12 protein-coding genes are annotated in these 14,032 nt (G+C 53.7%); 3 read left to right on the top strand and 9 right to left on the bottom strand.

Annotated features, from left to right (window positions below; translation table 11 throughout):
- Positions 1–3 precede the first annotated feature (3 nt).
- The 9 genes from ydhT to ttrS all read right to left on the bottom strand — a co-directional run bounded on the left by ydhT (position 4) and on the right by ttrS (position 8,937).
- Positions 4–816, bottom strand: a complete 813-nt coding sequence (gene ydhT / locus OGV80_RS10945) for a protein YdhT (RefSeq protein WP_286514883.1) — start codon at positions 814–816, stop codon at positions 4–6.
- 3 nt (positions 817–819) lie between these two features.
- The gene (phsC, locus tag OGV80_RS10950) at positions 820–1,605 is read right to left on the bottom strand and encodes a thiosulfate reductase cytochrome B subunit (protein ID WP_043016542.1); all 786 of its coding nucleotides are present in this window, start codon (positions 1,603–1,605) and stop codon (positions 820–822) included.
- Positions 1,602–2,270 (bottom strand): 4Fe-4S dicluster domain-containing protein, encoded by a 669-nt coding sequence (locus tag OGV80_RS10955; protein WP_051642705.1) that lies wholly within the window; start codon positions 2,268–2,270, stop codon positions 1,602–1,604. The genes phsC and OGV80_RS10955 overlap by 4 nt, the downstream gene beginning before the upstream one ends.
- A 64-nt stretch (positions 2,271–2,334) precedes the next feature.
- On the bottom strand, positions 2,335–3,000 hold the full coding sequence (locus OGV80_RS10960; protein WP_047411593.1) for a YdhW family putative oxidoreductase system protein: 666 nt from the start codon (positions 2,998–3,000) through the stop codon (positions 2,335–2,337).
- 10 nt (positions 3,001–3,010) lie between these two features.
- Positions 3,011–5,113: an aldehyde ferredoxin oxidoreductase gene (locus tag OGV80_RS10965; RefSeq protein WP_047411596.1), complete on the bottom strand. Its 2,103-nt coding sequence runs from the start codon at positions 5,111–5,113 to the stop codon at positions 3,011–3,013.
- A gap of 120 nt (positions 5,114–5,233) precedes the next feature.
- Positions 5,234–5,860 (bottom strand): ferredoxin-like protein, encoded by a 627-nt coding sequence (locus tag OGV80_RS10970; protein WP_286514885.1) that lies wholly within the window; start codon positions 5,858–5,860, stop codon positions 5,234–5,236.
- Positions 5,861–6,342: 482 nt separating this feature from the next.
- On the bottom strand, positions 6,343–6,552 hold the full coding sequence (gene fumD, locus OGV80_RS10975) for a fumarate hydratase FumD (RefSeq protein WP_003029345.1): 210 nt from the start codon (positions 6,550–6,552) through the stop codon (positions 6,343–6,345).
- 92 nt (positions 6,553–6,644) lie between these two features.
- Positions 6,645–7,229: a tetrathionate respiration response regulator TtrR gene (gene ttrR / locus OGV80_RS10980; RefSeq protein WP_075146090.1), complete on the bottom strand. Its 585-nt coding sequence runs from the start codon at positions 7,227–7,229 to the stop codon at positions 6,645–6,647.
- Complete coding sequence (gene ttrS / locus OGV80_RS10985; RefSeq protein WP_286514962.1) at positions 7,204–8,937, bottom strand: tetrathionate respiration histidine kinase TtrS; 1,734 nt, start codon at positions 8,935–8,937, stop codon at positions 7,204–7,206. The genes ttrR and ttrS overlap by 26 nt, the downstream gene beginning before the upstream one ends.
- Positions 8,938–9,163: 226 nt before the next feature.
- On the opposite strand from ttrS, the gene ttrB reads away from it, so the two are divergent.
- From ttrB to ttrA, 3 genes are read left to right on the top strand one after another with little or no spacing between them, the layout of a single operon-like run.
- Positions 9,164–9,898, top strand: coding sequence for a tetrathionate reductase subunit TtrB (gene ttrB / locus OGV80_RS10990; protein WP_047411602.1), 735 nt, complete (start codon positions 9,164–9,166; stop codon positions 9,896–9,898).
- Complete coding sequence (gene ttrC / locus OGV80_RS10995) at positions 9,899–10,921, top strand: tetrathionate reductase subunit TtrC (protein ID WP_286514887.1); 1,023 nt, start codon at positions 9,899–9,901, stop codon at positions 10,919–10,921.
- Positions 10,914–13,979 (top strand): tetrathionate reductase subunit TtrA, encoded by a 3,066-nt coding sequence (gene ttrA, locus OGV80_RS11000; RefSeq protein ID WP_199995131.1) that lies wholly within the window; start codon positions 10,914–10,916, stop codon positions 13,977–13,979. The genes ttrC and ttrA overlap by 8 nt, the downstream gene beginning before the upstream one ends.
- Positions 13,980–14,032 lie beyond the last annotated feature (53 nt).

Here is a 14,032-nt window from a genome sequence, read left to right on the forward strand (position 1 = left end):
GGCTCAACATTCCACGAACTGATGGTCTTCGTTGAGCCGATATTTCACCCCTGCCCGAATGTTATTTTCCCCTTCAACGGCAAGCGCAAAACGTATCCTCTCGCCATCGTGGTAGGCCAGCGCCGCGCAGCCGCCGGGACCGAGCGTTATCGAATCGACAACGCCTGTACTGGCAACGACGGCGTTCTCTCCGCTGGCAATAATGTGGATGTTATCCGCACAGTTGGCGATTTTGGACTCTGCGCCAAAACAGGCCAACTGGGTTAAATCGCCACTGCAGGCAATCCGGTTTCGGTCACCGAGCGAGCTGATGCGTACGCGCATGCCGGTACTGGCGATACGCGTCCCGTCACCCACGCTACTGATACGTGCCGAATTTCCCGCAACCGCAATTCGCCCGCGATCGCCTGAGCTGCCGATATGCACGTTGTAGCCTACGCTACCAATGCGTGCGCTATAACCTGCGCTGGCAATCTGGGCGGCATACCCTGCGCTGGCGATTTTAACGTTATCGCTAGCGCTACTAAACCGGGCATTATCTTCCGCATCCGCCAGCGGACGGCGGGTTTCCCCCGCCGTTTGCACACGGGAAATACTCCCCATCGCGCGAATATCCTGCTGGACAAAACTCGCCTCTTCCCGCCATTTTGACCAGCCGTATTCCACCAGGCTGTCTGCCCAGTCTGTATACCCTTCTCGCTGGAGCGCACGATGGACATCGGCATAGCTTCCGCCAGCGGGAAAAGTACGTAAAAACCAGCGATACATAACGGGCCCAACGCGCCAGGCCCGTAAATCACTTCGCGTAATCATCATCGCTTAATGTCGGTGATAGCCATCCACCATGCACTTGAAGGTTTCGCCCGGCGTGCGACCTGTCGTGCAGAGATAAAGATGCCCAAAAATGAAAAACAGACTGACAATCGCCAGCGCGAAGTGCGCCTGCAGCAGCCAGTAACGCACGCCAGGGAACAGATCGCCGACAACCGTCGGATAGAGCGACAACAGCCCTGAGATTAGCAGTAATGGCAGCAAACCATACATCACGCCCACATAGGCCGCCTGCTGTAGCGGATTGAACTTAGAACGCTTTGATGCCGGGAATGGGTGTGACTCACCCTGCATAATGCCGAACAGGTAAAATCGCGTTTGTCTTTGCGCGCGTGCGATCCATCCTTGACGTTGAATAATATAATGATGTCCGTTGCCGCCAATCAGGTTGATCAGGACAAAACCAATCCAGCAGGCAAGCAATAAAAAGCCGCAGACCTCATGTACGGTAAGCAGGCTTTTCATCACCGATGCGCTGACGGCGGAGAAGTGATTGACCAGACCACTAGCCAGAAGTAGTAAAAAAAGCAGCGCATTTGACCAATGCCATAAACGTACAGCCTTCGAGTATAAATAGACTTTCTCACCGTGCCCTGCCGACGCTTTATGCGCCGCTCGAAAGCGCAGCATGGCGTGTAGCGCCAGCACCAGCCACATTCCCACCAGCATTAACCCAGCGATAACCAGCCACACAGGCCAGTAGTCCGGTGAAAACAGGGGAACATACTGCGCAAGCTGGGCGTGAAACTGTTCGGCATTCTGCGACGCGTTCATACATTATCCTTTTTAATCAAATGTTGACCGAACCGACGATACAGATGGGGTTTTCCGGCGCCTGCAAGTTGATGTTCGTAATACTTATTTTCTCGCAACCAGCTCTGAATTTCTGGGCTATCTTCACGACCAAAAATCAGCGCATGTTCCGGGCAGGCGTTAACACAGATCGGCGGAAAACCTTTCGCCAGACGAGTTTCAGCACAGAAGTCGCATTTATCCGCCACTTTGGTTTGCGGGTTGAGATAACGTACCTGATAAGGACACGCGCCAATACAGTAGCTGCAGCCGATACAGGAAGACGTGTCTACCCGCACAATACCGTTTTCATCTCGCCAGGAGGCGCCGGTCGGGCACACCTCAATACAAGGCGCATCGTCGCAATGCTGACAGGACTGACGGAAGTAGTGATACAGTGTTTCGTTGTCGTTGTCCGAGACCGGAATATGCGCTATCGACAAACGGCTGCCCTGGGCAGGAACATGGTTGGTTTTCCTGCATGCGCGGGCGCAGAGATTACATCCGTTACACAGTGATTCGTCGTGAATCATGACGTAATGAACGTCTTTAGGGCTTCTGGTACTCGCTAACAGATTTTGACCTGGGCCGGTAAAAAAAATCACCGTCCCCATGCCAATGACAAATTTTCGTCGGGTGAAGGACATCGGGTTATCCTCTAATACTGTGACAGTGGTCGTCCACACATTCCATGACATCAACCTGAATAATTCAGGGGTTCTGATACTGCTCAACCTCAAGCCATTCACACAGGCCGTACGCTTTGCCATAACTCATAAAACGTTCGCTGAACAAATAAGGCTCCGCATTTGACGATTCCACAGGCCGTATATCTGCGTAATCAGGATGCGTTTCCATGGCTGTGAGCGCAGCTGCAAGCTGTTGAGACTCAAAGCTATACGGCGGTTGCGTCAGCATGGCGACCTTATAGGGGCGAGGATACGTGCGACAGTCGAAGCGTACCGCTTCGGCAATCGCACGGCAGATGTCGTTTTCCATCACCTGCACACACATATCGGCGTAATTTGCGCTCATGGTTTGCGTCGAATAGAAATACGCATCTTCCGCGCCCTGCACACGGCTAATATCCGCGTCATTCGCGTCCTGACACAGCGCATCCAACAGCGTAGAAAGCTCGGTTTCAGGGACCGAATAAGGTGGCTGCAGAAACACGCTGCGCGCCACAACTTGTCCTGACGCTGAATGCTGACGAATAAAATCTGCCACAATCGACTCCGGGCTGACGGGTTCCTGAACCTGAGGTGCAGTCACCTGCTCTACAGGAGGGTGAAACGCCTGCAGCCACTGTCTCTTTTGACTGTCAACCTCGTCAGGAAACGCCTCAACGGGTATCAGAACGTCGCTCACGTTAGTCATCTTGCTTTCCTTACGCCGGCAACAGATCCTGTGCAGCCAAATCAGCGGCTACGTCTTCAAGTCCGAGTCGGTTCAGGGTTTCACGCGTTGGGCAACCCAGCTCTGGATCCCAGCCCATTTCCTGATAGAACATCGTCAGGGACTGACGCATATCCTCCCTGTCCATCTTGTCGGTTCCTTCAGTGAAAACCGGGATCTTCGGATCTTTATCAAACACCCAGGAACAGATGAGATCGTGCTCATTGCGCATATCTTTGGTTTGCATCAGTTTGACCGTATAAGCACGATGCAGAGTAAAGATGCGTTCAGCGGCCAGGTCCAGACTCGCCTGCGTGGTTTCATCACCGGTGACCGCCTGGAAGAACTTCGCTTCCAGATCCAAATCCCCGCGATAGTTACGGCTCTTGAGTGGTGAAACCGTCATCGGCCAAACCCAGTTACACAGCGTAACCGCGTTATGCAGACAGACTTTCAGCAGCGTCCATTTGGCATATTTAATCTTGGCGGCATTGATCGGGGTGTAGTTTTTGGTTTCATCGTAGGCATCCTGCGAACCAAATAACTCGCCCGCCACTTCGCGCTGTAATTTCAGCGGTAATCCGGAACCGATGAAGTTGATATGGGTATGCGTCATACAGTCACGGTTAAACATACAGTTGGTGATCGCCCCCACCTGTGCGGAGGCCTCGTTTGCATGGTGGACTGGAAAACCGAACGGTGACCACAGTTTATTTTTGGCATAACCCCAGTACTCTTCGCCCAAATCCCAGCGTTCAGCAATGGCATACGAGCCGTCCGCAAGATGGCTGAGTTCACCCACGCGATGCGCCAGGCGGTAGTAGAAGTCTTTAATAAAATGAGGATCGCCCGCTTCCAGCTGATCCCAGCGGATCTCCGCATACTCTTCAGCGGGCAGTACGCGCTTAAAGACGCCTTTCGAATAGCAATAAGTAAAATCACGGTGCAACTGCCCGTAGTTACACCAGATGCCATAATCGTCGAACAGGTTCAGACCTATCAGATTTCCCACCACGCGCCCGTCGTCTTTATCGTCGAAATCTTTCGGGCCATTAGGGAAAATGGTGGTGTGAACGAAGTTCGCTACGCAGGTGTTACCACCGGTACTCGGCACGCCAAAATCTTTCACTCGCGGGACATTAAGCTGCGACATACAACGAATGGGACATGAATGGCAGCCGCTCATTTTGACCGTGTATTTCTCAGCGGCTGGCCCCAGATCGAACACGGATTTATAGGTACGGAAACCCACGGTATTCTGGTTACCCGGCGGGATTTCGCCGGTTTCGATTGGCCCACCTTCTGCCGCGCCCCAGAAAAGTCCCTTACGGGCTGTCCAGCGCGAGTTTGGCGAAGAATATTCTGCCCAGGCCTGCGGGGTGCTTGGCACAACGTGGTTGTTGTTGGCGCCGATAAGCTCGGTCATCATGTAGTCATTGAGCCGCTTCATCTCCTTGCGATCGGCAATATTGACCCCTTTGGTCCCTTCTACCGCAATGGCCTTCAGGTTTTTCGAGCCCATCACCGCGCCAGTACCGGCGCCGCCGCTATGGTTACGGCTGTTGATCATGCAGGAGAGCGGCACCAGATTCTCACCCGCCTGGCCAATAGCCGCGACGCAGGTTTCCGGGCTGGTAATACGGCAAATTTCCTCGGTTGTGGCGCGCGTTCCCTTGCCCCACAGGAAATCGGCTTTTTCGATGCTCACCTTATCGTCTTTGATGTTGATCCAGACCGGAGATGCGGACTTTCCTTCGATAACAATGGCATCGTAACCGGCGAATTTCATTTGCGCGGCGAAGAAGCCGCCCATGTGGGCATCCACCACTAAATTGCCTTTGGTGAACGTCGATAAGGAGGTGATATTGACGCGGGAGCTACAAGGGGCACCAGAACCCGTTAATGGTCCGGTGGCGAAAACCAGTTTATTCCCTTCATCAAAAGGCATGGTGCCAGGCGGGACTTCGTCGTACATAATTTTATAACCAAAGCCCATCCCGCCGACAAATTTTTTAAATTTACTGGAATCTTCCAGGGTGATATTACCCGTGGTGAGATTGACCCGTAAAATATTACCTGTCCAACCATTAGCCATCATGTTTTCCTTTGCAAGAAGGTTTAATAGATATACCCGCCATTTTCCAGGTAGCTTTTATCTGCAAAAATGCGATATTTTTGGCAATTAATGACGCGTACCAGGCATACCTGCTATCTATCAAACAGTAATATCTTTCCACTCGATAATTTTTAATGCTCCAGTCGGACAAGCATTGGCGCATTCCCCGCATAACACACATTTTGAGGATTTTTTGGTTTCGGTATTTACGGTCGCCATCATCCACGGACAGGCGGTAGTACACGCGCTGCAGCCAATACAACGTTTGTGATCCACCACAATACAACCCTCTTCCTGTTTCCAGGTAATAGCGCCGATGGGGCAGACCTTCATGCATTGCGGATCTTTGCACTGACGGCAAGTATCAGCGGTATAGTTTAAATCGCCATACAGTCCGCCGCCGGAACCAACGCCATCATCGCCAAAGAAGTAATTACGATGGATTTTTATACGGGAAAAGAAAGTGCCCACGGCGCCATCGTTATAATTAGTACAGGAAATTTCACAGCGGTGACAGCCCGTACAGCGCGCTCGCTGGGTTACCAGCACCCCTTTTTGCGTATTGATAAGCCCCACGGTGCCGCTGTCGACATCTTCCTGCTTACAGCCCAAAAGGGATAACAGTGCGGGGGCAATGGTTAATCCCGCCAGACCTTTTGCTGATATCCGCAGAAATTCAAGCCGCGTTAAACCACAATCTAAAAATGGACGATCAACCTGGTTCATTTATTTCGCATCCTCTTCGCAAACGCTGTGGTAGCAACACCTCCAGGCTAAATTAAACCAGTCCAGCTCAAGCCATTTCGGGCGGTTTATGTTGCCAACAACACGTAAAATTTTGCCCTAACCTGATCGCGTAAATGACGGTGGTTAAACTGAATGAATCTAATTCTTTAGGGTTAGGCGTAGAAATAATGTGGTTATTCAGCATACATAGTCTTGATCGTCATCAATTAAAAAACGGAAGGGAAATAATTAATGCGGAGTGAGATTTATTATCATTTAGATAAATTAAAATAGCACTTCATATGCTGTGCAAATATTTGTGACTCCACTCTCATATATATTTTTATATCGCATGCGATATATAATTAAATATACAGCGAGTTTGATGACGCTAATTGCAGCACTAAATTATAATTATTGATAGATTAACGTAATGAGAATAAGAGGACGGCGAGAGAAACTACCGCCCTCTTTTTTGCGGATTATCCGGCCAATGCTTTAATCACGGTCTCAATGGCTTGTTTTTCTAGCTCGCTGCGCTTCACACGTTGGTTGGCGAGGGTGGTTCTCAGTACTCCCGCAATGACGATATGCTTAGGCTCTTGTCCCAGATCGCGCATTTCCAGCACTACTTTACCGACTACTCTGCACATTTCACGGTACAGCTCATCGTCTTTGGTCTGATTTCCCATTTTTGCCCGCTCGTCATTAACTCAAACCAACAGCATATATCAGTCTGACGGTTTAGACAAAATTCAATGAAAATCAAACAAATGTCATAACTCTACTGAATCTTCTGGAGTCGATTTACCAGCTCCGCAAGACTTCCCGCCTGCATTTTTTCCATCACCCGCGCCCGATGAACCTCTACCGTGCGCACGGCGATATTCATTGCGTCAGCAATTTCCCGATTCATCAACCCTTTTGCTACCAGCTGTGCCAGCTCTCGCTCCTTTGGCGTGAGCTGCTGATAACAGACGACGATCTCTTGTCGCGAGAATGCGGCGAGAGAAACCTGCAAAGCATGCTCTAACGCCGCTTGTAAAGGCACAGCGGAGACTGGCTTTTGCAAAAAATCGACCGCTCCGCGCTTCATTTGCTCAACCGCCATCGGAACATCGCCATGCCCGGTGAGGAATACCACCGCTAGCGTACTTTCTTGCTGACGCATGGCTTCATGGACAGCGTGCCCATCCAGAACCGGCATACGCATGTCCAGCAAAAGTACGCCCACCTGGTGCAGATTTGCCTCGGCGAGGAATGTTTCGCCCTGATCCCAGCAACACACCTCATATCCCAGACTTTCCAGTAAAAACGCGCAGGCCTGGGTGACGGCAATATCGTCATCCAGCAGATGAATGATTGCCACTACGGCCTCCCTCCAGGTTTTGCTTAAAATGTAATGTCACCATCGCACCCGCTTTTTCATCAGGAGCCTGATGATTATTGATCTCAATGTCTCCATTCGCGTAGCGCACCAGCCGCTGACAAATGGCTAATCCCAGCCCCATCCCCTCTTTACGGGTGGTCATAAACGGCTGAAAAGCCTGATACAATTGTGCCTCATCAATACCTCCGGCGTTATCCTGCACCTGAATACACACATCGCCATCCTCACGCTCGGCGCTAAACCACACTGTAGTTGCCCCTGCCTGGGCCGCATTGAGCACCAGATTGGCCAGAACCTGTTCGAGGAGAACGGCTGGCAGCGTTAATGTTAACGCCTTACTAATCTGCGTTTGCAGCGCCACCGCCGGGAATTGCTGAGGCATGCGCAATAATTGCCAGACATGATGGATGGCATCGTGAATATTGACGACTTGCCAGTCGTCGGTAATTACCGGATTGCCCTGCGCCTGGCTAACCCACTGGCGAAGATTACGCAGCGTATCAGCGCCTCGCTGTGCCTGGTTATCAATGTGCTCCAGCGCGGGCAGCAGCGGGTGCTGCTGATCCTGACCGCGCAGGCGGATCAGACAGCCTTGCGCATAATGTCGGATAGCCGACAGAGGCTGATTGAGCTCATGAGCAAAACCTGAAGTCATCTCGCCAAGCACGCTCATTTGGCGAGCGGTTTCCAGTTCCTGTTCCTGTTTGCGCAACAGTACGTTGTTTCGCTCCAACTGCCTGCCGCGTCGACGAACCAGCAGCATCACCCAGATATAATTGAGCGTCAGCAACAGCAGTACGAGAGCCGCGCCTCCCATCGCCAGCCGATGTTGAATAAACCAGCTTTTGACATCCAGCCACAGCTGGCGCTGCTGCGGATGTTGGCGGACGTCGCGCAGCAACGCTTCGACTTCGCGAGTCGAGGCGGGCGCCCCCCAGCGAAACGTCGCATTCTGCGGCGCATTGAACAGTGCCCGCGTGACGCGATCGGCCAGCTCGTCGCTTACTGCAGGCAGTGCCGCAAACGACCAGTCAGGATAGAGCGGCGTACTGGTTAAACAGGGAATCGACGTTGGATGGTTAAGTACGGCCATAAAATCTGTTTTACGAATAAGCCCTTCTTCATCCATTTTTTCCAGCAGACACACCGGTACAATCACTGCCTGCACGGCTTTTTCGCGTAATAAATAGAGTAAGGCATCGGCGGGAAATCCAGTGAACATCAGATGCAAATCGCGCTCCGGGCGCAAACCGGCATCGCTGAGCGCTTTATATCCCAGCAAATAACCGCCAAATGCCTGTGCGTCAATGGCGCCAACCGTTTTGCCGATCAGATCGTGTGCGGAGGTTATCCCGCTGTCGCGTCTGACGAGGATCGCGCTGCCAATCACGTTACTGGTGGCTTTCCCCCCGCGAGTAGAACGTAGCGACGCCAGCCAACGTAGTGCAGCGCTGCTGTTTAGCTGCACAAACTGCGCCGGATTGGTGACCACAAATTGTACCTTGCCACGATTCACCGCCTCCTGCATCTGGTGCAGGTCCAGCGGTTGAATATGAAACTGTTCGCCGGGGATTTGCTGATTCAACAAGGTTTCCAGCGGCTGCCAGTGATTACGTGTGGAGACCTCCCCACGCATCGCCAAAACGCCGATATTCCATGTCTGTGCCCTGACCACCCCGCTTAGCATCCATAGCGACGCCAGCACCACCAGACATTTTACTACGTTTCGTCCCACTCAATTATCCCTGTCAATTATGTTGTTTTAGATCAACAACAAGCCGGGTATGTGGTTAACCACAATAGAGTACCCCCATCACGATTTTTACACTGTAAATCATCGAGATTCTTTATTCATCACAAGCAAATCAACGGCGTGACCAATGTTTCGTTGTTGCATCGTGACGGGAGAAAATATGGACAGCAGTAAACGGCAGTTTCTCCAGCAACTGGGCGTCCTGACCGCCGGCGCATCGCTGGTACCTTTAGCTCAGGCGCAATTCCCCTTCTCGCCTGAACGCCATGAAGGCTCACTTCAACACCGCTACGCCATGCTGGTTGACCTGCGTCGCTGTATTGGCTGCCAGGCGTGTACCGTCAGTTGCGCCATTGAAAACCAGACGCCGCAGGGCGAATTTCGTACCCTCGTTAACCAGTATCAGGTGCAGATTGAGGGCCAGCAGAGCGTCACCAACGTCCTGCTGCCGCGGCTGTGCAACCATTGTGATAATCCCCCCTGCGTCCCCGTTTGCCCTGTACAGGCCACTTTCCAACGCGAAGACGGCATTGTGGTAGTCGACAACACGCGCTGCGTGGGCTGCGCCTACTGCGTGCAGGCCTGTCCTTATGATGCGCGATTCATCAACCATGAAACGCAAACCGCTGATAAATGCACCTTTTGCGTTCACCGTCTCGAAGCGGGCCTGCTCCCGGCCTGCGTGGAATCCTGCGTCGGTGGCGCACGCATCATAGGCGATATCAAAGATCCGCACAGTCGAATCTCGCAAATGCTGCGTGAACACCATGACGCCATCAAAGTCCTGAAACCGGAAAATGGAACAGCACCGCACGTGTTCTATCTGGGTCTGGACGAGGCGTTTGTCACCCCGTTGATGGGACGTGCTCAACCCGCTCTCTGGCAGGAGGTTTAAATGAACCATTCACTGGTTATTGAAGAGGTTCTGGCCCATCCCCAGGACGTAAGCTGGTTACCCTGGGCCGTACAATATTTCTTTTTCATCGGCATTGCCGCCTGCGCCGCGCTGTTCGCCTGTCTGCTTCACTGGCGCAAACAAGAGACGGCGGAACTGGAAAACCTGACGCTGTTAATCGCCCTGACCTGCGCGATTACCGCGCCGCTGGCGCTGACCGCTGACTTACACCAAACCGCCCGCGTCTGGCATTTCTACGCCTGGCCAACGCCATGGTCGTGGATGCCATGGGGCGCGCTGTTTTTACCCCTATTCACCGGCTTCTTAGGTCTGTGGTTTTTGGCGCAGCACGTTAAACGGTTAACGCTAAAAAGTTACAGCGTCACCAAATGGTTAGCCATAGGTAGCGCCCTGTCGGCCATCGGATTGCTGGTTTACACCGGTCGAGAAGTGTCAGTGGTGCAGGCGCGTCCGGTCTGGTTCAGCTACGCCTTTCCGATTGCAATGTTTCTCAGCGCGCTGCAAACGTTTCTCGCCCTGCTCATCGCAACGACCAAAAACCAGGAAACATTAGCACGCAAACTGGCATGGGGGCAGACAATTACCCTGATCGCGCTGGCTGGAGTGGTGGTGATATGGGCGAGCGGCAATTCGCTTTCCGGTTCAGCTATTCGCCAGTGGCTCGACGTTGCCTCTTCGGCACGACACTACGCCATCGGCTGGGTTGCGCTATGGCTTGCATCGCTTGCTCTTTGTGGGCTGGTGCTACGTAACCCCCTGTCGCTGCCGCTGCGCATAATGCTCGCATTTAGCGCGATGGCGCTGTGTTGGCTGATGCGCTGGACGTTACTCATCCAGGTACAGACCATCCCGAAATTTAACGCGCAGTTTAACCCTTACACCCTGCCTGGGGGTACCGATGGCTGGCTGGCCATTTTGGGCACCTTTGGACTGTGGATTGCACTGATCATTATTGTTCGTGAAGCCCTGAACGCGATCGCAAGGAGAATGCAACATGGCTAATTTAACACGTCGTCAGTGGCTTAAAGTAGGCCTTGCCGTAGGTGGCATGGTGACTTTTGGCCTGAGTTATCGGGATGTGGCAAAGCGCGCAATAGACGGTTTATTGGACGGAACCTCGGGCAAAATTACCCGTGATCGCATCTTTGGTAACGCCCTCATTCCCGAAGCCAATGCCCAGCCGCGCTGGCAGCAGAACCCGCAGCAGGTTATCTCCATGACGCAGTGCTTTGGCTGCTGGACGCAGTGTGGCGTGCGGGTACGCGTCGACAATGAACAAGGCAAGGTGCTGCGCATTGCGGGCAACCCCTATCATCCATTGTCTCAGGAGCATCATATTGACTCCGCCGTCCCCTTTGCCACCGCAATGGAACAACTGGCGGGCGAATCGGGTCTTGATGCGCGTTCCACCGCTTGCGCCCGTGGTGCAACCTTACTGGAAGGGCTGTACAGTCCGCTGCGCCTTCTGCAGCCCATGAAGCGCGTCGGCAAACGCGGTGAGGGGAAATGGCAGCGCATCAGCTTCGAACAGTTGATCGAAGAAGTGGTGGAAGGCGGCGATCTGTTTGGTGAAGGCCACGTTGACGGTCTGCGGGCAATCCATGATACCAACACGCCGCTTGATGCCGGGCATCCCGGCTTTGGCCCGAAATCCAATCAACTGCTGGTCACGAATACCAGCGATGAAGGACGTGATACCTTTTTACGCCGCTTCGCGCTGAACAGTTTCGGCAGTAAAAATTTCGGTGCGCATGGCGCTTACTGCGGTCTGGCCTATCGGGCCGGATCCGGTGCGCTAATGGGCGATCTGGATAAAAACACCCACGTGAAACCCGACTGGGATAACGTCGAATTCGCGCTGTTTATGGGCACTTCGCCGGCGCAATCCGGTAATCCATTTAAGCGCCAGGCCCGGCAACTGGCTAGCGCCCGGTTACGCGACGACTTCCGTTATGTGGTGGTGGCGCCCGCCCTGCCATTGACTACGGTGCTGGCTGACGAGCGCGGCCATTGGCAGCCCGTACGTCCGGGAAGCGACTCTGCGCTGGCGATGGCGATGATCCGCTGGATTATCGATAAACAGCGCTATAACGCCGATTACCTCGCTATTCCCGGCATACAGGCCATGCAGCAGGCCGAAGAAAAAAGCTGGACTAACGCCACGCATCTGGTGATTACCGATGAGCTTCCAACCCTTGCCGGACAGCATTTAACCCTCGCACATTTGAACGCAAATGCCGCCGAGGAGCCAGCAGTCGTTAACGAGGCCGGCGAAATTGTCGCCGCCAGCGGTTGCCCGCGTGCGCAGTTGTTTGTCAGCCGCGAAGTCATGCTGGCAGACGGCCAGACGGTGACGGTCAAAAGCAGCCTCCAGTGCCTGAAAGAGTCCGCCGGGAAACTAACACTCACGCAATACAGCCAGCAGTGCGGCGTGTCTGAAGCAGACATTAGCGCACTGGCCGATGCGTTTACCCGTCATGGACGCAAAGCGGCGGTGATCACCCACGGTGGCATGATGGCAGGCAATGGATTTTATAATGCCTGGTCGGTGATGATGCTCAATGCACTGATTGGCAACCTCAGCCTTGAAGGCGGCGTGTTCGTCGGCGGCGGCAAGTTTAATGGCGCCACCGACGGTCCGCGCTACAACATGGACAGCTTCGCCGGGAAGGTAAAACCGAAAGGGTTAAGCATCGCGCGCAGCAAAACGGCTTATGAGTCTTCGGAAGAGTACCGCAATAAAGTGGCTGCCGGACAATCCCCCTTCCCGGCCAAAGCCCCGTGGTATCCATTTGTTGCCGGTCAGCTAACCGAACTTCTCGTCTCAGCGCTTGAAGGTTACCCTTATCCGCTGAAAGCCTGGATCTCCAACATGACCAACCCGTTCTACGGCATTGCAGGGTTGCGCGGCGTGGCGGAAGAAAAACTCAAGGATCCTGCACGTCTGCCGCTGTTTATCGCGATTGACGCCTTCATGAATGAAACCACGGCGTTGGCAGATTACATCGTGCCAGATACCCATAACTTCGAAAGTTGGGGATTCAGCGCCCCATGGGCGGGCGTGGCCAGTAAAGCCACAACCGCGCGTTGGCCGGTAGTCAGAGCCGCGACCAGCACTACCGCCAACGGTCAACCGGCCTCGATGGAGTCTTTCTGTATCGCTGTAGCAAAACGCATCGGGCTACCCGGATTCGGCGACAATGCGATCACCGATCCGCAAGGCAACCGCTATCCACTGAACCGTGCGGAAGATTACTACCTGCGACTCGCCGCTAATATTGCGTTTATGGGCAAAGCGCCGGTCGCCGAGGCACAGCCGGAAGACATTGCGCTGACTGGGGTACAGCGGATAGTGCCTGTGATGACCCAAACGCTGAAAGCCGATGAAATTAGCCGGGTGGCATTTATCTACTCCCGGGGCGGACGCTTTGCGCCGGACATCAGCGGGCGGGTTGAGAATCGGGTAGGCAATGCGTGGGAAAAACCGCTACAAATCTGGAATGCTAACGTCGCCGCGCACCGCCATGCGATTACCGGCGAGCGCTTCAGCGGCTGCCCGGCCTGGTATCCTTCGCGCCTGTCAGATGGCCGTGCTGTCGAGGAGTTGTTCCCGGAACAAGAGTGGCCGCTGAAACTGATTTCCTTTAAATCAAATACAATGTCCAGCGCCACGGCGGTGATCCCGCGTCTGCAGCATCTGAAGCCGGTAAATCTGGTGGCGCTCAATCCGCAGGACGGTCAGCGATATGGCTTAGCGCACGGCGATAAGGTACGGATCACCACGCCTGGCGGTCAGGCGCTGGCGCAGATAAGCCTGCTGCATGGGGTCATGCCTGGCGTAATCGCCATTGAACACGGTTATGGGCATAAAGAAATGGGCGCAGCGCAGCATACGCTCGACGGCGAACCGATGGCGTTTGATGCACAAATAAGGTCGGGGATTAATCTCAACGATTTAGGCTTTGCGGATCCTACCCGGCAGGTAGCGAATACCTGGCTTGACTGGGTATCGGGCGCGGCGGTGCGCCAGGGGTTACCCGCGAGAATTGAGCGAGTGTAATTCTCGCACCGGATGGCAACGGCAACGCGCCTTATCCGGCCTACAGGACGTCG

This window comes from Citrobacter sp. Ce119 (genome assembly GCF_030334525.1).
In the GTDB taxonomy this organism is placed as follows: domain Bacteria; phylum Pseudomonadota; class Gammaproteobacteria; order Enterobacterales; family Enterobacteriaceae; genus Citrobacter; species Citrobacter europaeus.